Origin of the sequence: Vibrio amylolyticus, from assembly GCF_023145695.1 — a bacterium.
GTDB lineage: Bacteria > Pseudomonadota > Gammaproteobacteria > Enterobacterales > Vibrionaceae > Vibrio > Vibrio amylolyticus.
Window position 1 is genome coordinate 306280 of the sequence record NZ_JAJHVV010000003.1, and the last position, 21534, is coordinate 327813.

Consider the following 21534-nt stretch of genomic DNA (forward strand, 5'->3'; position numbering starts at 1 on the left):
CTACGACTTTTGTGGCCGCCTTTATCGCTAGCAAGTTCCACTTTTCTAAAGGTACAAATAATGAGTTCCGTTACTTTCGAAAACGTAAAAAAAGCGTACGGTCAAACGCAAGTAGTTAAGCAATTCGATCTTCATATTGATGATGGAGAGTTTGTGGTGTTCCTTGGCCCATCGGGTTGTGGAAAATCAACCACACTTCGCATGCTTGCTGGTTTGGAAGAGATTACTTCGGGCGATATTCGAATTGGCGATCGTTTAGTGAATGACCTTCACCCGAAAGATCGCGATACGGCGATGGTATTCCAAAGCTACGCACTTTATCCGCACATGACGGTAGAGAAAAACATTGGCTTCCCAATGAAAATGGCGGGCGTTAAAAAGGAAGTCATTGCGCAGCACGTTAAAGAAATCGCGGAATCACTCGAGTTAACACCATTATTGAAACGTTACCCGAAAGCACTCTCTGGTGGTCAGCGTCAGCGTGTTGCTATGGGCCGAGCAATGGTTCGAGTACCCTCTGTTTTCTTGTTCGATGAACCTCTCTCTAACCTTGATACGAAACTTCGTGGAACCATGCGTGCTGAAATTAAAGCGATGCATAAGAAAATCAAAACCACCACGTTATACGTAACTCACGATCAGGTTGAGGCGATGAGCTTGGCTGACCGTGTGGTTATCCTTAAAGACGGTTATGTTTCTCAAGTGGGTACACCTAAAGAGATATTCGAGTCTCCTTGTTCGAAGTTCGTGGCGACATTCATTGGCGCGCCAGAGATGAATATCCTTTCTGCGCGAGCAACGTCTGCTGACGACACGGTTGTTACCGTCGGTGAACAATCAGTGACGCTAAATAAAGCGCACGATTTGCCAACACTCGATATTGAGTACGGTATCCGCCCAAGTGATTTCTATCTAAATCGTCAAACGGTTCAGTCTGACAATATTGGCACCTTAACCGCGACCGTTAATATGGTTGAACTGTTGGGTTCAAATTACCACCTTCACTGCTCAGTGGATGGACAAAATATACTGGCGGAAGTTGAATCGCCAACGGGCTTAGAAGAGCTAGAAAATCAGCAAATCGAACTTTACTTCGATCTTAACCGTACACACCTGTTTGACCTAGAAGGTCTTACAATTACTGGCACTGCGCAGGGGTAATTATGTCTGACGCTATCATGACTAAAAGTGAGCCAGTACAAACTGTCTCTCGGATAGAGAAGCTAAAGGCCAATAGCCACAAGTGGATACCGTATGTATTCATTAGCCCGTTCTTTATCGTATTTGCAATTTTTGGTTTATTTCCAATGTTGTTCTCTCTGTTTCTATCGTTCCATTACTGGGAGCCAGCAGCAGGGTTTGGAGCAATGGAATGGGTAGGGCTAGAGAACTATATCTTTACCCTTGGTGATGATTGGTTCCATACCTCGCTTTACAACACGTTTTGGATGGCACTTGCATCGGGTATTCCGCAGCACTTAGTGGCTATTCCTCTGGCGTTCTTTATCCATACCGCATTTACACGTGGTCGTAATACGATCATGGGCTTGTACTTCTTGCCATACATCACCTCTACCGTTGCGGTAGCGATGATCTTTACCACGTTATTCTCACGTGACTATGGCTTGATCAACATGATGTTGACCTCAATCGGCACGATCAGCATTGGTGATTTCCAGCCGTTTGCGATTCTATTCCCAACGGAAAATATTGATTGGAACCAGCCTGAGTACACCAAGACGATGGTTTCGTTTGTTGTTTTCTGGCGCTATGTTGGTTGGAACACCATCTTGTACTTATCAGCAATGCAGACGATTCCGAAAGATCTGTATGAAGCTGCAACGATTGATGGCGCAACCAAGCTTAAGCAGTTCTTCTATATCACTCTGCCAATGCTGAAGCCGATGATGTTCTTTGCGGTAACGCTTTCGATTATTGGTAGCCTGCAGATTTTTGAAGAACCGTTCATTATTACTGATGGTACGGGTGGTATTGACCAAGCCGCTAAATCAGCCGCGATGCACATGTACATCACAGCATTCCAAGAAGGTGACTTTGGTACCGCATCCGCAATATCTTGGTTCTTATTCTTAATCATTGCAGCCCTGACTTGGGGTAACAACAAAATCTTTGCTGACAAAGAGAGCGAGAGCTAATCATGAAAATCAAATTTACACTTAGTGAGCTTGTCGCGTACGCCTTTGTCATCATGGGTGCGTTGATGATGTTGATACCGTTTTACTTCATCTTCATTTTTGCGACTCATGATAACCAAGCGATCCTTTCGGTACCGCCACCTATGTGGTTTGGTGACCAGCTAGGCGTTAACCTGAACGCTCTGATCGGTTACCTTCCGCACTTCTGGAAGAACCTAGGTTGGTCGTTCTACATCGCATTGATTACGACGATTTTGAACTTGTTGTTCTGTTCACTTGCGGGTTATGCGTTTGCAATGTTCGAGTTTAAACATAAGAACCGTCTGTTCGTATTTGTGATGGCGACTATGATGCTGCCAGCGTTCTTAAGTATGATTCCTACCGCATTGATTATGTCTTGGTTAGGTTGGATGAATACACCAAAAGCGCTTTATATTCCAATGGCAGTCGGTGCGATGGGGATCTTCCTTATGCGTCAATACATCAGCTCTGCTATTCCTAGAGAGTTGATTGAAGCGGCTCGTATGGATGGCTGTGGTGAATTCTCGATTTTCTTCAGAATCATTCTTCCTCTCATTACACCTGCATTAGGTACATTAGGTTTGGTGACGTTTATCGGCCAGTGGAACAACTTTATGGGTCCACTTGTTGTGATGAATGACATGGAGATGTTCACGCTTCCATTGGCGCTGCGTTCATTGCAAGGCAGTACAGCGCTTATTCCATATGGCGCGATGTTTACTGGTATCGCAGTTGCGGTATTGCCACTAATGATCTTGTTCGCTATCAGCTCACGTCAGTTGATTGCGGGTCTAACGTCTGGTGCGGTGAAAGGGTAGACGTTTAAACGAATGTTTGAGTCATGTAGGTGGCTCAAACCGACACAATGTTTAACGCGAGTGATATAACAATTTCAAGTCGTCTACCTATAAGTAAGCGTCGTTTATCATTAACCTAATATGACATTCTGAAAATTTAAAAGGGAAGCACAAACACGGTTCTTACGGTTTGGCTTCCCTTTTTTTTACCACGGTTATTAAGGGTTTCAATGAAAACAAAGCGCGTAATTGCATTGTTGCTAGGTTCGATCGTCTTCTTAATTATAGGAAGTAAGTACGGTCTTTTTGGCTCCAGAGATGTAGGCTCCTTTCCTAAATTACCTGAGGAAGCTGGATTTACTGTATCGAAACAATTTGACGGAGAGTGGCTGGGTAGGCGTATCAATGTGACTGGCAATAATATGTGTGAGCGCACTACGATCACCGGCACGATTACCAACGGCAAAGCACTGCTTCGCCTTACCTACAATGGCACACCACTACAAGGTTGGGTATCCGAAGAGGGAGAGCTTCTCCTTTACGCTTCAAATCGACAGTGGGATTACCGTTTTTCTGCAATGGCGAGTAAAAACAAAATTGAAGGAAAATGGCATCTGGCGAATGGTCCGTGTCGTGGTACTTGGTATATCGAACGGCAAAGTTAGTACAATAATAATTACTTCAATTTTCGTACTATCGTTGTGCGATTATATCGTGCACGATATATTTGGTTTATCCACTATCGTCAGAGATTAGAAGAGCCAGATATGAGTGATTTTTACAAGTTAACGATCAATACCCTGCAAGGGAAAGAACTAAAGCTAAGCGAACTAGAAGGCAAGGTTGTCCTTGTTGTGAATACAGCGAGTGAATGTGGTTTAACGCCTCAGTATGAAGGGCTACAAAAGCTTCATGAACAATACGCTGATCAGGGATTGGTGATTCTAGGTTGCCCGTGCAACCAGTTTGGTGAACAAGAGCCGGGTTCGGTCAGTGAGATTCAAGGTGGCTGTCTTATAAACTATGGCGTTGACTTCACTATCAGCGAGAAAATTGAAGTGAATGGTGACAATGCCCATCCGTTATTTGTGTACTTGAAGCAGCAGTTGTCGGGGGTTTTAGGCAGCCGTATTAAGTGGAACTTTACTAAATTCTTAATTGGTAAAGATGGGCAGCCAATAAAGCGCTTTGCACCAACAACCAAACCTGATGCTATTGAGTCTTACATTCAAAAAGCCCTCGCTTAATTGGAATACAATGATGCCCAAAACGACTTATTCTAGTAAAGATCAGCAAAAGCTAGAAAATCAGCTCTGCTTCCCGCTTTACGCAGCTTCTCGTATGGTGACTCGCTTATATCAACCGTTACTTGATAAGCATAAACTGACATATCCGCAGTACATTGTATTGTTGATTTTGTGGGAGAAAGAGGGCATCACCGTGGGTGAGATTGGTAAGCAAGCGCAACTGAATAGCAATACTCTAACACCCATCCTCAAACGCATGGAGCAAGCAGAGCTTATCTCCCGACAGCGTGATGAGAATGATGAACGAAGAATGGTCATCACCCTCACAAAAGAAGGAGCAGAGCTAAAAACAACACTGGAGTGTTTACCTTCTGAGCTGATTGAGCAGGTAGACTTTGAACCAGAAAAAGCACATCAATTGAAACATCTACTTATTGAATTGATGGGGACACTCTCTAAACAATAAGTCTATTCGTCGTTGCCAAATACATCTCGTGAATAGACTTTGCTCATGACATCTTCAAGCTCTTCAGTAATGCGATTCGTCACAATGACATCAACGCTTTGTTTAAAACGTTGTAGGTCGTTTTCTATAGTGGAGTGATAGATCTCATCTTGTTCAAGTAATGGCTCATAAACAACTATTTCAATCCCTTTTTCACGCAAACGTCGCATAATTCCTTTGATTGAAGAGGCTCTAAAGTTATCCGAATTGGCTTTCATGATGAGACGATAGATACCCACTTTTTTAGGGACACGTTTTAATATGACATCAGTGATAAAGTCTTTACGAGTGGTGTTCGCATCGACGATGGCTTGTATGAGGTTGTTAGGAACATCTTGATAGTTCGCTAGGATTTGCTTGGTGTCTTTTGGCAAACAATAGCCACCATATCCAAACGAAGGGTTGTTGTAGTGATCCCCAATTCTAGGGTCTAAACAGACACCGTCGATAATTTGCTTGGTATTTAGATCATGACTTTCTGCATACGAATCGAGTTCATTAAAGAAGGCAACGCGCATTGCCAAATACGTATTAGAGAATAACTTAACGGCTTCGGCTTCTGTTGAGTCAGTTAGGATAATGTCGATGTCTTTTTTTATTGCGGCGGCTTGCATGAGTTCGGCAAATACATGTGCTCGCTGACTACGTTCCCCAACAATAATACGAGATGGGTAGAGGTTGTCGTACAAAGCTCTCCCTTCTCTTAAAAACTCTGGTGAGAAAATGACAGTAGCAACCTCTAGTTTCTGTGAGATCTGCTTGGTGAAACCTACAGGTACCGTTGATTTGATGACGATGGTCGCACTTGGGTTAATCAGGGTGACTTGTTGAATGACTGACTCGACACTTGCGGTATCAAATGCGTTGGTGTTAACGTCATAATTGGTTGGAGTAGCGATAATGATGTAGTTTGCATTGCAATAGGCATGGTACTTATTTGTTGTCGCAGTAAGAGAGAGGGAGTGGTTCTTGAGATGATCTTCAATCTCAGGGTCTGATATTGGACTGATGCCATTTTGAATATTAGTGACTTTTTCTTCATCTATATCTAGCAGAGTAACGAGGTTATTTTTCGCCAGTAACACGGCATTTGATAGACCCACATAACCACAACCAACGACTGTAATCCTCATATCACCTCTACTCATTTGCTATTCATGCGGGCGCTTTCTAATGATTTATCATGTCGGTATAGAAAGAGGCCGCTTAACGTTATGAATAGCATGCTAGGTGATCTATATTGCAGTTTTTTGTTGAATAAATGAACAGATTAAGACATCTCCTTATTGAGTAAAGCGTGTCAGAAACCTAAGGGGTGTAGGCGGATATATTTGTACTGTTTGAGAAACTAACGCTCTAGTTCCTAGCCTGTTGCGAGTGACATCGGGCGTAAGGTCAACCTTGAACTAATAAAAAATAAACAGTTCAGTGGTATCGAACAGTTTGAAAAAAGATAGATTCTTCATGATAAGCCTTCCTGTGATTGTTTCAGAATATGCGAGGCGTCGTAGCGCCTCGCTTTTTATTGTTCTTATAAACCTAGTAGAGTTTCTAGACCTTTGCCATACGCTTCATCGGCTTGGTAAGCGTGATCAACGTGGCGCTGCTGAATAAACGCTGGCACCCCATCGAGTGAGCGAGCTGTATTTTCTAGTAGAACCTGACGTTGATCTGCAGTCATCAATCGGAATAGGTCACCGGCTTGAGTGAAGTAATCGTCTTCGACTTGATGATCGTAGTGGTCAGCATCACCTGAGATCTTCATTGGTGGCTCTGAATAATCTGGCTGCTCTTGCCACTCTTGTTTGTGGTTTGGTTCATAACCGATAGTCGATCCGAAGTTTCCGTCTACACGCATTGCACCATCACGGTGGTAGCTGTTTACAGGGCAGCGTGGCGCGTTAACAGGAATTTGGTGATGGTTAACACCTAAGCGATAACGCTGTGCATCGCCATACGCAAACAAGCGACCTTGTAGCATTTTGTCTGGCGAGAATCCAATACCCGGTACAACCGCACCAGGGTTAAATGCTGATTGCTCAACTTCAGCGTAGAAGTTTTCAGGATTACGGTTTAATTCAAATTCACCGACTTCAATCAGTGGGTAGTCTTTTTGAGACCAAACGCGCGTTAAATCAAATGGGTTGAAGTTAACCTGTTCCGCTTCAAGCTCTGGCATGATCTGAACGTACATCTTCCATTTCGGGAAGTCTTTGTTTTCAATGCTGTCATACAGGTCACGATGGTGGCTTTCACGGTCTTTGCCACAGATCTCTTGTGCTTCTTGGTCAGTTAGATTTTTAATACCTTGCTGAGATTTGAAGTGGAACTTCACCCAGTAACGCTCATTATCAGAATTGATGAAGCTAAACGTGTGGCTACCAAAGCCGTGCATGTGACGGTATGTTGCAGGAATTCCACGGTCACTCATAACAATGGTAACTTGGTGGAATGCTTCAGGCAGTGATGTCCAGAAATCCCAGTTGTTGGTTGCACTGCGCATGTTAGTGCGAGGGTCACGTTTAACCGCGTGGTTTAGATCTGGGAATTTTAGAGGGTCACGTAGGAAGAAGACCGGTGTGTTGTTACCTACTAGGTCCCAGTTACCTTCTTCGGTGTAGAACTTTAATGCGAATCCGCGGATATCACGCTCGGCATCAGCTGCACCACGCTCGCCAGCAACAGTAGTAAAGCGAGCAAACAGTTCTGTTTCTTTACCTACTTCAGAGAATATTTTCGCACGGCTATATTTTGAAATATCGTTAGTCACTGTGAATTTACCGTAAGCACCTGAGCCTTTAGCGTGCATACGGCGTTCTGGAATCACTTCACGATCAAAATGAGCGAGTTTTTCTAGGAACCATACATCTTGCAGAAGCTGAGGGCCACGTGGCCCTGCAGTCATTGAATTTTGGTTGTGAGCGACAGGGCACCCAGCAGCAGTAGTTAGTTTCTTACTCATATTCTTCTTCCTTAACAAGAGTTTAAAGCAGTGGTTTGACTACAATAGGACTCTTTATAGTTAGTGGTGTTAATTGTTCAACTGATGGAATAAGAGTAGATAATTTTGTTCGCGAGGTATATTTGAATGAACCTATTATTGTAATAGGAAGTATCTATATGCCTTTGTCTATTAATCTTGATACTAATTTTGAATAAGTTATTGGTATGAATATATTGATACATTATAAGAAAACCCCATATACTTAATTTGTCATATGGGGTATGTCTATTTTGTAATTTAAGAAATAGCATTAATGAAATAAGGAATCATAATTGCGTTTGCAAGGTCGATGAAGAATGCGCAGACCAACGGAACGATAATAAACGCTTGGTGTGAATTACCGTACTTTTGCGTCACCGCTGACATGTTTGCCATGGCGGTAGGTGTTGAACCTAGAGATATGCCCCCAAAGCCAGAGCAGATCACCGCAGCGTCGTAACTTTTCCCCATTAACGGGAATATCACGAATATTGCGATAGAGATGGCGATAATAAACTGTGCGAACAGAATGACAAAAATAGGCCCTGCTAAATCGATCAATACCCAAAGCTGCATACTCATCAATGACATCGCCAAAAATGAACCCAATGCAATATCAGCTATGAGTGCAACAGCGGGTTGGCGAGAAGGCCAGCGAGTTCCGGTGAGTCTAGGGTAAGATTTAGGGATAAGGTTTGAAATTAAGATACCTGCGAACAAACAGCTAACAAATAGAGGTAGTTGAAGCCCAAATGAATCGATCACTTCGTTAAGTACTGCACCTAAAATGATACAAACATGAATCGCTAATACAGCATCTAGGAAGTCATAGGCGTTGATTTGTGGCTGAGGCTTAGCTTGGTCGGTGCCGACATCAGGCGCTTCATCTGGGTTGGCTTTTAGATTGTGTCGTTTGATAAGGAATTTAGCGATTGGACCGCCCATTAAACTTGCCAAAATCAATCCAAATGTGGCGCTTGCAATGCCAATCTCCATCGCAGTATCTAAATCGAACATTTCACCCACTCTAGGAGACCAAGCGATGGCGGTACCATGACCACCAATCAGTGAAATGCTGCCACTTAATAAACCAAACGCTTCTGGTTGGCCCAATAATGTCGCGATACCTATGCCAGTGAGATTTTGAACCACCATGTAGCCGATAGTGATAGCCAATAATATCATCAGCGGCTTACCGCCTTTAAACAAGTCAGAGAGACTCGCATTAATACCAATAGTGGTAAAAAAGTACACAAGAAGCAAATCACGAGCGGCAAGATCAAAGCTGATGTCGATCTGGGTAACGTAATGCAAAATAGCAAAGAGCACAGAGACCAAGATACCACCGGAGACAGGCTCAGGAATGCTGAATTCTCTGAGGTAGTAACTCGATTGAGTCAGCCTGCGACCGATAAATAGAACAACAATTCCGAGTGTAACGGCCAAAAAAGACTCTATGTGTAGAACACCTTCTAAATAATTCATAATTCCTCTGATGATGGCGTAGGAGTATCAACCGATGATACTCAGATTATTGGGTTAATAAATTGTCGAGCGTTTCGTTGCTCATGATCGCTTGGTATCCGTGTTGGATCAGAGCGTCAACTTGTTGTTCTTCTAGTGAAAAATCAGTTGGTATCTCAAACAATGCTTCTCTATCATGTGCATCTAGTAGATTAATATCAATAAAATATGAAGATCTGTGACTCTCTTTTTGTTCCCACTGTATTAGTCGTTCATTTATTAGACGCTTGGTCAAATCATTGTATCGGTGCAGTTGGATATCCGTCACCGCGCCTAAGGTGTTTTTCGTGGATGGGGGCTGGGAAGATTGATCGATGTTCCAATCCGGTTGAGTAGAGGCATCAACAGAAATAATGACAATATTATTTATCTCTGACTTCATATGACTAAAAGAGGCCATTTGTGCTTCGATGACATCATAAAGCGCCAACACTCCTAGGTTGTCAGTAATGCCTCCATCGATTAAATGAACGTATGGCCTTTCTTCTTTATCCGAATAACTAGCAAGCCCTTTTTTTGTTGAAGCTAAATAAGCTGAATTCAGTGACGCTTCACCGCGCTCATCAAGCGGGTGGTTGAATTGATTATTACACCCTGAGTGGTTTTGCAGTACGACGGGTTGGAAAATAAAAGGCACGGCCGAAGATGCCGTTACAGCTTGAGCAACCGAATAATCGTTGAGATCGGTACAGAGTAAATCAAAGTATTCTTGTATGAACGAGAATCGCACACCACCACCTAGGTCTGTCGCATTGATGACAATCATAGGGCCGTCTTGAGACATATCGGAGAACGTCGCCTGATCAAACAGTTCATCGTGATAAAAATTGGCAGCTGCGGTGCTTCGATCTAAACTCGAAAACCAATACGAAGGGCTTAATAAAATATCGAGCAAACCTCTTGATACATCTCGGTATAAAAAGTCCTCTTCATAGTGATTAAATATCTCATTCCCGTGGATGCCATAGTAGGCGGCGGTAAAGCTTCCTCCAGAAACCGAGCTAATGACGGAAACTTGTTCAAGCAACGAGGTGTCCTCGAGTTCGTAGTCATTGAGCCCTTTAAGTACGCCGTAGGAAAGAGCTGCCGCCCTTGTGCCTCCACCAGAAAAGCTGACCAATACTAAGGTGTCTGATTGGTTTAGCTGGCTTGCTTTCTGCTCAAGTGAGTAGGGAGAGGCCTCTAGGTAAACGGAATCAGATGAAGCAGGGTTAGTAATATAAGCACGTGAGGAACACCCTGATATCAGCAGCGTCAGAATGAGAAAGAAATGGCGTTTCATTGCAGCCTCTAGGTTGTTGTTCGTCGAAAGGTCGCTAGTTTAATAAGGTATTAAGCTGAGAGTCAGCCCCCTACGATAGTTATACTGTCTCAAAAAATATGACAATATAAGTAAAAATTAACCGCTAGCAGGGGGAGGAATATCGCAGTTATGGCTTCACTTGAAGCATCTCTTGGTAGCCACCTGCGTTATGTATTTGGGTAAAGCCTTTCTCTTTGAGTTTGCTGTAGGCAATACCTGAGCGGTTACCACTTCGGCAATAAAGCACTATCTCTTTGTCTCTAGGCAGGTTTGAATACCAAGCTTCAATCTCTTGTACTGGGCGTAAGAGGGAATCGTCCAGATGACCCTGTTGGTATTCCTCGAGTGTTCTTACATCTATCAAAATTGCACCTTGTGCAACCTTCTCCCAGCCTATAGCAGCCCGTTCTGAAGCGTGAGCAATAGATGAAAGCATCAGCAGAGCCAAAATGAGCAGTGCTTTGAATATTCGATATCGAAAAGAGGACAATGTGACAGGTTGAGGGGCGAAATACGGCATTAGTTGGCTCCATTTATAAGTCATGACATTCAGAGTATAGCGATCATTCTTTACATTGAAGCGATAACATATTGATAAGTGTGAAGTCTTAGATATAAGGCGTTCAGGGAAACAATGGTAAGTACTCCCTAGGTTTATTTTGGTTGCATTTGCTATCGGGAATTATTCATAATGCGCACGTTTTAGTATTAAGTTTATAGTGAGTAGTCGATGTCCCAGCCTTTATCTTTTGAGCAGATAGTCGATGCTCGTCGCTCCGTTAGAAAATACAATTCTCAAGCCGATTTTGATCATAATGATGTGGAAGAGGCCATTAAGCTTGCCACATTAAGCCCGAATAGCAGCAATATGCAGATGTGGGCATTTCACCGTGTGATAAGCGAAGAGAAGCGAACTCAATTAGCTGAAATTTGTATGGGACAAAATGCCGCAAAGACCGCCAATGAATTACTTGTTATAACGGTAACGCCAGATAAATGGAAACAGCGTGCTGAAATGAACGCCAATGTAATTCGTAACGCCTTTGGCGATCGTGATGACGATACAGCGAAACGGGCTCTTAAATACTACGAAAAGCTCATTCCTATTATTTATAACAATGACAAAATTGGCTTGCGCGGATTAGGCAGAAAGTTATTCAGTGCATGGGTTGGGCGAAATAAACCAATGGTAAGAGAAGTAACTAAAGAAGACGTTCGTGTCTCTTTGCACAAAAGCGCCGCATTGGCAGCAATGACCTTTATGTATGCGATGAAAAACAAAGGTTATGACACTTGTCCGTTGGAAGGTTTCGATTCGAAGCGAGCGAAAAAGCTACTTGGGTTAGATAATAGTGATCAAATTTGTATGATCATCAGCTGCGGCGTAAGCACACCAGATGGTATTTATAGCGAAAGGCACAGAGTTGGTGCTGAAGAAGTCATAAAAACACACTAACTATAGGTAGAGCTGAAGCTTTGAAAACTGGCTCGTAATTCATCTGAATATGCCTTAATAACGCACTTATGCTTTGACTTAACTTCTGTGACTTCCCAGTAGCCAACCTTGAATTCGTTGATATGTAAGTTTAATTGTAAATGTTGAAGCCGCTGTATTCGCTGAAACATAATCCCAACATTCTCTTTTATGTAATTAAGACCTAGTTTTAGCTAGGTCTTTTTTTCAATAAGTTAGCGTTAATATCGGCACTTATAGATATTTTTATTTTTTTTTACTGATAATAAATTAGCCTTCATTATTTTTAAGTATTTTAATTCATTTGTTAATTCTCGACGGCATTTGTGGTTCTGGCAATGTGTTTGCGTAATCAAGTTTTGATTGAATCCTACAAATACGTGGAGCATAAAAATGACAACACAAACCATCCTAAAGCCAGGTATTGCATACAACGAAGATGCAGTTCTTTACTCGGGTAACTTTATTACGGTTAACGAACAGCAACCAATGGCAAAAGCGGTTGTAGTACAAGGTGGAAAAATCACATTCGTTGGTACGGTTGAACAAGCTGAAACCTTCCTTTCTAACGAGTCTATCGCGTACACTTTGAATGAAGAGTTCAAAGAAAAAACCATCGTTCCTGGTTTCATTGAAGCGCACATGCACCCACTTGGTGCTGCACTATTTACTGCTCGTTTTGGCTATGGCGGTCAAATCGAAAGAACAGGTTCAGGCGGTAAAACTCTTCCGGCAAGCGTAACGAAAGATGAACTAACAGCAACGTTAAACGCTTTCATTGCTGAACACAATAACGCAGGAAAAAAAGGTGAATGGCTTAACCTGTGGGGCTTAGACCCTCTTCTTATGAACGATGGCTCTGTTATTGACCGAGATTACTTAGATTCTATCTGTTCTGATTCACCTATTTTATTCATGCACGCTTCATGTCACGTAAGTGTAGTAAACAGCTTGGCTATTGAGAAGGTTGGTTACAGTCTTGATGACAACCCTGCATTTGTATTCCAAAAGGATGGTCGCTTGACGGGTGAAGTCGCGGAAATGCCAGATATTTTACGTTCAATTCAAGCTGGAGCATTCGACCTAGGTGGCCCAGAAGATGCTGTTGCAGCAATGGTTGGTTATGCTGATAGCACGAATCGCCTTGGTGTAACGACTATGTCTGATTGTGGTATGGGAGTTCCGCAAAACCCTTACCCGCTATATCAAGCTCTTTCTCAAATGCCAATGTTTAAAGCACGTCTGTCGGCATATCCATTAGTTCCAAACTTTAAAGCTGAAGAGATTGAAGCATTTAAAGCAGCGAGTAATGACCGACTATTTGCAACGAAAGTTAAATACCTGAATACAGATGGCTCAATCCAAGGTTTTACAGCGGCACTAGAAGAAGGTGATAAGTACTACAACGGCAAAGAGAGTGGGCACTTCCAGTACGATGATGAGAAAATGTACGCCGATGTGTTCTATGCACACAAACTAGGTTACAGCATCTCTTTCCACTGTAATGGTGAAGGTTGTACGACTAAACTACTTGATCTAATTGAGCGCATGCAAACAGAGTGCCCGCAACCAAACGTACGCCACTGTTTAGAGCACAACCAAATGGTAACACCAGAGCAGATGGATCGTATGAACAAGCTGGGTGTTGTTCATAACTTATTTGGTACACACATTCCGTTCTGGGGTGATGTACACGCAACTCAAACGGTTGGTCCTGAGCGTGTTAAGACTCTGAACCCATTCGCGACTTCAGCGAAGAAAGGCGTTCCGTTCTCAATTCATTGTGATGACGTAGTAACACAGGTAAACCCGTTGTTCATGATGTGGGGTGCAATGAACCGCCAATGTGTTTTCTCAGGTAAAGTTTACGGTGAAGATGAGTGTTTAACGGCTGAACAAGCGCTTCATGCGGTTACTATGGGCGCTGCTTACCTGATGGAGCAAGAGAACATGATCGGCTCTATTGAAGTGGGTAAACTTGCAGACATGGCTATTCTTGATCAAAACCCTCTAGAAGTTGCGAAGCAAGATGTGAAGAACATTAAAGTTCATGCAACAATGCTAGGTGGCGACGTGAGTATCCACAACGTACAAGCAAAGGCAGAAACTGCAGCGCTTATCCAAGCGTAAATTCTTTCTTGTACCGAACATACTGTTAAGGCCTAGTTTTCGAGCTAGGCCTTTTTTTTACCTGATAAAAAATGGAGGTGTGCAGCAAACAAGGTTACTGGGGGAAGATCACATAAAGTCCTTGATCTCATGCAGCAACTGCTACACTCAATTAATAAAGAAATCTCTTATATACGATAAAAGAGATATTAAGAGCGTAGTTGGCATAGGAAAAGTCATGGTTGATTTACATAAGTTATTAATCATCGAATCAGATGTTGAATTTTGCAATAAAATGGTTGAGCAATTAAAAGGGAGTTATGAGGTCGATGTCGCCACAAACTTTAATTGCGCGCAGGATCTTATTGAAACGCACCAACCCCATATTGTCTTGTTGGATACCCAGTTAAACAATGAGCCGACCATTGAATTCTACAAAGGTCTAAAGTCGCTAGAGTCATACCAAGATTTCGCCGTGGTTTTTATGACAGAAAACACCTCAATGGATGAGCGGTTGAAAGCGTATGAAGTGGGTGCTACGGACGTATTAATCCGTCCTTTTGAGTATCAAGAGTTGACGGCTAAGTTGCGGGTAATAGATAACTATTTAATTGAAAAACAAAAACTTCGCTCTGATTACGAAGAGGCGAAATCGGCATCAACAGAGTTTATGAAAGAAGCAAGTCAACATGGGCTTGTTGTCCAGTTTTTCCGCAACCTTTCTTATTGCCAGTATATAGAACAATTGAGTTTTACAGTGTTTCAAACCGCGAACGCTATGGATTTACATACCTCGATGGTCGTGCGGGAAGAAGAAGATCATTATTTCGACAATAAGACGGGTGTAGTCAACCCAATAGAGCGAAACATATTTGATTTACTGCATTCAAAAGGACGTATTTTCCAGTTTCATAATCGGTTGATATTCAATGATAAAAACTGCGCAATTCTAATTAAAAATTTGCCAGATGACGAAAGGTTGGTCGGGCAAATTAGAGATATTTTCGCTTTTGTTATTGAGGGGTTGGAAGCAAAGCATCAAGATATTCGGCGACAGAATATGATGTTAGATATTGTCAAAGATATCGCTAATACGGCTCAACAAGTTGCAGTCCGTATCGATCAATTTGATGTCATTTCCGAAGAAAACTTAAACGAATCGAAAGAAGAGCTTGAAGCCAGTTACCATTTTCTTGGGCTCTCATATGAACAAGAAGAGGCATTGTCCGCTTTGTTTAAGTCAGGACTTAAACGAATGGAGTTTGCAAAGGACGACTTAACCCAGATGCAAGGAACATTGGAGGAATTGGTCAATAAAATTGAGAATGCTGACATGTTAACAGTGCCCAGTGATGAGGCACCTAAAGAAGATGATTGTGGTGATGTTGAGCTTTTTTAGGGGCCATAAACTACATCGATAGAGAAATAGCCCTGTTATGCGTCACTGTCACAACAGGGGATTATGAGAGGGAATTTTTTTAATCTGTGATTGGCTGTAATCTACGTTTGCTCATTACTTTACCTAACATCGATTCGATGATGAGTATTGACATTATAGTTAGGTAGAATGCGACAACACCGCTTGCAGGCCCAGAGAACTGTACTTGCTCGCCGAACAGTATAACAATAGCACCCATGGCAGCGACTTTAGAGCCGACTAAGATAAGCCAAGAAGTGAAAACACGTTTTGCTTTAGCAAGGGACTTTTGTTTTAAACAAAAGGTGGACGTTATTTTTTCGAAAGCGACCGAGAGCTTAACAATTACAGCCATGATCAAGGCAGATATTGCACCCATACCAACATTTTCTACCGTAACCCAGTTCCAAGCAATACCGTATCCGACCATAACCACTGTGCCGATGACGCTGCACGCTGCAACTTCTTTTACCATTTTCATAAGTACGTTCTCAATAATAATGTGTAGGTTTAACGCTTCTGACACCACGTATATATTTCGTAGTGCTCAACATTGAAGTGATAATTATATAAATATAGGCGGAAAGTAAATATCGACTGAAACGAGTCTTTATCAATTTTTTCTTAAATCTACTTTTTATAATTATTTACATGTTGACTTGTTGTGAGTTCATTTTTTAGATGTGAGTGTCTGTGTTAAAGGTTTATATTGCTACTTATCAATGCTTTGGGGGAGTTGGTGAAGGTGGGTTAATGGTTTCAAATAACTAGGTTAAATGGGCTTTTAGTTGTGGGTAATGCTGGGTTAGACGATTATATAATATGGTCTTAAGCGTTATGGAAGAGCAGGGGAGATGAGAGGGATGTTAGTCACTATATTATTTGTTATGGTTATTTAAATATTAAACAAAGTAATAATAATATTATTACTCTGTTTAATGTTATACGGTATTTGTCGATTTATATACTTATAGTTCGGGTTATTCTTCTTTCGTTAATCGGGTACTGGTAATGATCCCTAAGCTCGCTAGGAATATCATCATCATTAGCGCTTTCTGAAAGCTTGTTAGCCTCGAATCTGCATTTAAGATCAATAAGGTATCAATTTGTTTGTGATCCATACCGTATGAGTCTGCAATGTTGGCAACTCTAATATCATCCAAATACGGAAGTGAAGGGCTATCTTTAACCTGTGCAACAAAGTGTGCCGGGAACAGCTCTTTAGACTGTTCGTTGTGTTGTCGGACAGAATGCTCAAGTGCCGCTTGTTGTGTCCCCCCGAGTAAACAAATCCCTAAAACGAGTCCAATATTACGAATGGTCGCTTGTAAGCCACTAGACTGAGCTGCGTCTGCTTCTCCTAGAGCATTGGTAATGATAGCTGGACACTGAGAAGCCAATACTCCCATAGAAGCCCCAGTCAGCAACATACCAAAGTAAAAAGGAACATGGATGTGAGTCGTGCCGCTAGAAAGTATTAAGATAATCGCTGAGCAAGCTAAACCAATGAAAGCGGTAGAGCATAAGAATCGAGGTGATTTGGATTTGAAAAGAATTGGGCTAATGATTGAGAAGGCAATCATGCATATTGAGAACAGAAGAATAACGAAACCAGAGTGGGAAGAACTTAATGCAATGGCGACTTGTAAATAAGTAATAATAATAAAACTAACGCCACCTAAAATCATATACATAAAGGCGAGCAATAAAAAACCGCATCCACATTGAGTATTCTTGAGCCAATGTGTCGGCAATAGCGCAGTTTTTTGATTATTCTCTCGTTGTCGTTGCTGAAAGTAAAAAGTAAATAGCGACAGTAGACCAACTAGAACCAATACCGCCGATGGACTTACATGGGTGAAATCGGTATACCATAGTGGGATATCGGCTTTTAGATTGGCTTTCGACAACCCCCAGCTCGGTGCTTTTATTAGGCCAAGTACGACAAGTACGATCCCTGCAGAACTTAATGCAACACCCTTAAAGTCGAATGACTCAGGACTTTCTGTACACATTGGTGGGATGCCTCGAATGGCCAATACTGTTGTGAATAAGTAGAAAGCACTCATACAAATAAAGGGTAGGGACCAAGAAGCATGATCCATCATAAATCCGCTCGTCATAGGCACAATCGCGGCAGCCAACCCACCTGATGCCGCGAGAACCCCAAAAGCAAGCGCACGACTCTTACCAGGGAAGCGAGCAGAAACAAGTGCAAGAATGGCCGGTAATATTAATGCTGAAGCTATGCCTGTAAGTGGTCTTGCTAAGAAGGTAACAAACTCAACATTAGGTGCCATAACAAACAGTAGAGTTGCAATAAACCCTATCACTGCGCCAGTAATAAGCATCACTCGCCAACCAATGAACAGTCCTATAAGGCCCGCAGGAAGCATAAGTGCAGCCCCAACTAATGGTTGAATTGTACCTAGGGTTTTTATGGCTGAAATATCGGTTTGAAATGTTGAAACAAGTGTAGAGGTAGCAATTGAGAGATTGGCTATATCGGCTGAAATGGTGAACTGTGCCAGACATAGAATGATCAGCAATCGTTTTTGGATGTCAGTAAGGGGAGTTGTCATAATTATTATTCTTTTATTAGTGAACATCCTCATTATAAATATCAGTCTAAGAGGGTATCACTGCGTCCAATGCAAAAATTAAAAGATGGTTGTTCGCTCCGTTGTATATAGAAATATAACATGAGTAATATCAATTTACAGATGTCATCTCGCCGCTTATAAGGATAAAAAAGCCCCAACACTGTTGGGGCTCTTACATGCGTTAATTAGTCCATTAACGAACGTTTAGGAAGTTTCGAACAAAGTGCCAAACCACCCATCATAAGTGCGATAAGTGTGTATAGCGCGTAGTGTACAGAAGCTAGACGAGATTCAGCCATTACTGCGATAACTGTTTCTTGCTCTTGAGCAGGAATTTCAGCCGTTACCATTAGGTCACGGGCCATTTCATTTGATACGAATGGTAGTGATGGTGCGTCAACAATGATTTGCTTAGTTTCAGCAGAGATTGCTTCGTGGTCCATCACGCCGTTTTTAATTTCGCCCGTTAGAGAGAAAAGCATTACGGTACCAAGGATAGCAACACCAAATGCTTGACCAATGTTACGTGAAGTTGCTTGGATACCACCAGACTGCATTGCTTCTTTCTCAGAAAGAGCTGAAGTAACAACGATAGATGCTTGAGAAGCCAGAAGGCCTGCACCAATACCGAAGACAGTCAGTGAGATGTACTGCCAGAATGTGATACCTTCAGCAGTAAAACCAAAGAACATTAGAGCCGTACCAGCTGCAGCAATGATGAAGCCGTACTGACAAATACGTTGACAGCTTAGGTGACCAAGTTTAGCTGGAGCACCTAGTGAACCGATAATCATACCTAGTGCAAATGCACACAGAGCCATACCAGAGGCGAACGCGCTCATACCTGCGACTAACTGCATGTACGAAACGTTGATGAAGCCCGTCGCGCCGAACAGAAGGAAGATAGTTGCACAAAGAACTAGACCAACAACAACTTGTGGCTTCTCTACGTATGAACGTGGAAGTAGTGGAGTGTTACCTGCTTCTTCAAAACGCTTTTCCCAAACCATCATAAGTTTAAGTAAAACGCCACCGAATGCGATAACAAATAGAGCAGGAGACATGCCTAGGAATGCGAAATCAGTCAGTGGTGCAATTAGACCCCACTCAGCGATTTTTAGAAGACCTGTTACGAAACATAGAAGGCCAGCACCGGCTAATAGAACACCAACAATGTCGAATTTACCTTTAAACTCTGCTTTTGGCAGTTCAGGTAGCTTCATTGAACCAAACATAACGATCAGGCAGTAAACGCCAAGGCCCATGAACGCAACTGAGAAGCTCGCATTGTCAAGAATAAAGCCAAAGATAAGTGGTGTTAAAGCACTTGCTAGGCCAACTAAAGCGGCGATAGCTGAGAACGCGATTGCTTGGTCTTTACCTTTGTAGATACCAGCAACGTTTGCAAGTACAGCTGGGATAAGGAAACAAGCACCAAGGCCAGCAAGAACACGAGCACCGTAGTTAAGAACTTCCATGTTTGGCGCAAGAGCGGCACCGAAAGAAGCTGCTGCCATCATGCCCGCGCCAATGATCATTTGGCGTTTCCAACCGATTAGTAGTCCACTAAGACCACCAGCAATCATACCAGCACCAGCAATTAGCGGGTACATAGCGTTAGCCATTTGAATTTGTGGCATAGTCGCAGCGTGAAGTGCGATTAGCGCGTCTGTCGAAATAGCAAGACCAGAGTTGTCTGCCATTGTTGAGAATTGAGCCATTAGTAGAACGATAAGTGGGAACCATTTTGCGAGTCCTGTTTGTTCTGCCGTAGGGTTGTTTGACACTGATACCGTCATTGTGGATACCTTAATCTGTTGTAGAGCCGTTGCTCGGAAGTTGTTATTTCAAATTAGTTTTGAACGCAACTATTAGACCGTGCTACGGCATCTATCATCCAACATTAAAAAGTATTCTTGAAAGCAAAAAAATAATATTCAAAGTGAAAAAAAATATAAAAACAATAATTACAGTTGCTTATGGTTTTTGGTTGGCCTTAGCGTGACTTGGTTAAAACATATGAAGCATGCTTGCCATTGTTGAGTCTCACATCCAAAAAGACTCGATTTTCTTCAAGCTGCCACATATAGAGTTCAACGAGGTTCGCCGTAGTCGGCATGCGTATACCGGTTTCTTTCTGAAAGGCATCTAACCCCGTGACTTGTCTATCGGTGAGTTCAAGGCGTGCATATTCATCATCAATATCGCTTAAAGTCAAATAGGCGTCAAACGTGTAATTACTGACACCCATTTGATTGTCAATGGATAATCGAATGTGATTATTGACAACAAGCGTGGCGTGGCTAATGACATCACCAGCATCTGCGGAAATAATAGACTTGCCTTCCCAAACGCCTCTATGTTGATTAATTTGGCTCTTTAAAGGGTCGTGCAATAGATATCCAATGGCAAAAGCAAGTAAAGGAAAAAGTAGAGCAACGGAAAGTTTTAACATTATTGATTTTTGCATTGAGTTAATCCTTCGGTTACTTGGCAGATACGATGGTAGGTTTTAATTTTCGATATGATAGAAGGGTGCTTTGAATCAAGCTTCAGTTGTTCTAATTCGCCAGGCTCAGGTTTGAACAGTATCCAATTCTTGCCGACTTTATGGCTAACGCGATCATTTTCTGGGAAAAGTTCCCCTTGGTAGCCGATAGAAAAAAATAATAAACAGCTAATAGCAATAGCGCCAACGTGAAGGGGGGAGAACATAGTCGATAGTCTTAAGCGTGTCTTCTCTATCAGTGGTGCCTCGACATGTTCGGCCTTAGGTGCAGGTTGTATCACTACCAGTTCGCTCTCTTCGCTTATCAAGTGTGGTTTACTTGATAATACGTACCCTTGTTTAGGGATGGTACGGATTAGCGCTCTTTGGTCATCCTCCAATGAAAATCGCAGTGCTTTAATCGTTTGATTGATGGTGGCATTCGTTGCGTAAGACCCTTTCCATAACTGATCCTCGATTGACTGGCGAGATAAAACTTCAGGGAAAGAATCAATTAAAGCGGTCAATAGATTTGCTTCTCTTGCTCTTAAGCGAATGATTTTATCTTCTTGATTCTTTATTGCGCCCGAAGTGGGGGAGTACTGAAATCCAGCAACTTGATAAATGGGTGGCTCAAGGGCGGGTTGTGTCATACGAGGCCTCTAACTTCAGGGAAAACGAGTGCAATGGATCCTACTGGATAGAGCACTCACATCATTTTGATCTACAACAAACTATTTTTTGGTTGTTCAACCATTCAACAAATAAATTATAAATTAATATATATATCGAATGTACAAATAATAGCGAGATTAAGAGAGCTTGCAATCTAAAGTTACATTTAAACCATACAAAACATGTGCTTACTGGGCTGTATATTTTTTATAATTTTATCTTGTTTTATTTA

Annotated in this window: 19 protein-coding genes; 9 read left to right on the top strand and 10 right to left on the bottom strand. The window is 42.2% G+C overall.

Annotation, left to right across the window (positions count from 1 at the left end):
• Window positions 1-60 precede the first annotated feature (60 nt).
• The 6 genes from KP803_RS06465 (at window position 61) to KP803_RS06490 (ending at window position 4687) form a co-directional block, all read left to right on the top strand.
• Entirely contained in the window at window positions 61-1161 is a 1101-nt protein-coding gene (locus KP803_RS06465) for an ABC transporter ATP-binding protein (protein ID WP_248008028.1), read from the top strand.
• Between the two features lie 2 nt (window positions 1162-1163).
• On the top strand, window positions 1164-2156 hold the full coding sequence (locus KP803_RS06470) for a carbohydrate ABC transporter permease (RefSeq protein ID WP_248008029.1): 993 nt from the start codon (window positions 1164-1166) through the stop codon (window positions 2154-2156).
• Between the two features lie 2 nt (window positions 2157-2158).
• Entirely contained in the window at window positions 2159-2995 is an 837-nt protein-coding gene (locus tag KP803_RS06475; protein WP_248008030.1) for a carbohydrate ABC transporter permease, read from the top strand.
• A gap of 209 nt (window positions 2996-3204) precedes the next feature.
• Window positions 3205-3639 carry a hypothetical protein gene (locus KP803_RS06480; protein ID WP_248008031.1) on the top strand — a complete coding sequence of 145 codons (435 nt, stop codon included), beginning with the start codon at window positions 3205-3207 and terminating at the stop codon, window positions 3637-3639.
• Between the two features lie 102 nt (window positions 3640-3741).
• Window positions 3742-4221, top strand: a complete 480-nt coding sequence (locus KP803_RS06485; protein WP_248008032.1) for a glutathione peroxidase — start codon at window positions 3742-3744, stop codon at window positions 4219-4221.
• A 10-nt stretch (window positions 4222-4231) separates the two neighbouring features.
• The gene (locus KP803_RS06490) at window positions 4232-4687 is read left to right on the top strand and encodes a MarR family winged helix-turn-helix transcriptional regulator (RefSeq protein WP_248008033.1); all 456 of its coding nucleotides are present in this window, start codon (window positions 4232-4234) and stop codon (window positions 4685-4687) included.
• A 2-nt stretch (window positions 4688-4689) separates the two neighbouring features.
• Here KP803_RS06490 and KP803_RS06495 read toward each other — a convergent pair whose 3' ends face one another.
• From KP803_RS06495 to KP803_RS06515, 5 genes are all read right to left on the bottom strand, one after another.
• Window positions 4690-5859 (bottom strand): nucleotide sugar dehydrogenase, encoded by a 1170-nt coding sequence (locus KP803_RS06495; protein WP_248008034.1) that lies wholly within the window; start codon window positions 5857-5859, stop codon window positions 4690-4692.
• 398 nt (window positions 5860-6257) lie between these two features.
• Window positions 6258-7688, bottom strand: a complete 1431-nt coding sequence (gene katE2 / locus KP803_RS06500) for a catalase KatE2 (RefSeq protein ID WP_248008035.1) — start codon at window positions 7686-7688, stop codon at window positions 6258-6260.
• Between the two features lie 279 nt (window positions 7689-7967).
• Window positions 7968-9194, bottom strand: a complete 1227-nt coding sequence (gene gltS, locus KP803_RS06505) for a sodium/glutamate symporter (protein WP_248008036.1) — start codon at window positions 9192-9194, stop codon at window positions 7968-7970.
• 46 nt (window positions 9195-9240) lie between these two features.
• On the bottom strand, window positions 9241-10515 hold the full coding sequence (locus tag KP803_RS06510; RefSeq protein WP_248008037.1) for a patatin-like phospholipase family protein: 1275 nt from the start codon (window positions 10513-10515) through the stop codon (window positions 9241-9243).
• A gap of 148 nt (window positions 10516-10663) precedes the next feature.
• Window positions 10664-11056 (bottom strand): rhodanese-like domain-containing protein, encoded by a 393-nt coding sequence (locus tag KP803_RS06515; protein WP_248008038.1) that lies wholly within the window; start codon window positions 11054-11056, stop codon window positions 10664-10666.
• Between the two features lie 210 nt (window positions 11057-11266).
• On the opposite strand from KP803_RS06515, the gene KP803_RS06520 reads away from it, so the two are divergent.
• The 3 genes from KP803_RS06520 (at window position 11267) to KP803_RS06530 (ending at window position 15518) form a co-directional block, all read left to right on the top strand.
• Window positions 11267-11992 (top strand): nitroreductase family protein, encoded by a 726-nt coding sequence (locus tag KP803_RS06520; RefSeq protein ID WP_248008039.1) that lies wholly within the window; start codon window positions 11267-11269, stop codon window positions 11990-11992.
• Between the two features lie 411 nt (window positions 11993-12403).
• On the top strand, window positions 12404-14140 hold the full coding sequence (locus tag KP803_RS06525; RefSeq protein ID WP_248008040.1) for an amidohydrolase: 1737 nt from the start codon (window positions 12404-12406) through the stop codon (window positions 14138-14140).
• A gap of 217 nt (window positions 14141-14357) precedes the next feature.
• The gene (locus KP803_RS06530; protein WP_248008041.1) at window positions 14358-15518 is read left to right on the top strand and encodes a response regulator; all 1161 of its coding nucleotides are present in this window, start codon (window positions 14358-14360) and stop codon (window positions 15516-15518) included.
• A gap of 79 nt (window positions 15519-15597) precedes the next feature.
• Here the strand turns inward: KP803_RS06530 and KP803_RS06535 are convergent, their stop codons facing one another.
• The 5 genes from KP803_RS06535 to KP803_RS06555 form a co-directional block, all read right to left on the bottom strand.
• Window positions 15598-16017, bottom strand: a complete 420-nt coding sequence (locus KP803_RS06535; protein ID WP_248008042.1) for a hypothetical protein — start codon at window positions 16015-16017, stop codon at window positions 15598-15600.
• A 499-nt stretch (window positions 16018-16516) separates the two neighbouring features.
• Window positions 16517-18118 (bottom strand): MFS transporter, encoded by a 1602-nt coding sequence (locus KP803_RS06540; protein ID WP_248008043.1) that lies wholly within the window; start codon window positions 18116-18118, stop codon window positions 16517-16519.
• 206 nt (window positions 18119-18324) lie between these two features.
• Window positions 18325-19938, bottom strand: coding sequence for an MFS transporter (locus tag KP803_RS06545; RefSeq protein WP_248008044.1), 1614 nt, complete (start codon window positions 19936-19938; stop codon window positions 18325-18327).
• A gap of 197 nt (window positions 19939-20135) precedes the next feature.
• Window positions 20136-20609, bottom strand: coding sequence for a hypothetical protein (locus KP803_RS06550; RefSeq protein ID WP_248008045.1), 474 nt, complete (start codon window positions 20607-20609; stop codon window positions 20136-20138).
• Entirely contained in the window at window positions 20594-21280 is a 687-nt protein-coding gene (locus KP803_RS06555; protein WP_248008046.1) for a winged helix-turn-helix domain-containing protein, read from the bottom strand. The genes KP803_RS06550 and KP803_RS06555 overlap by 16 nt, the downstream gene beginning before the upstream one ends.
• Window positions 21281-21534: the final 254 nt, after the last annotated feature.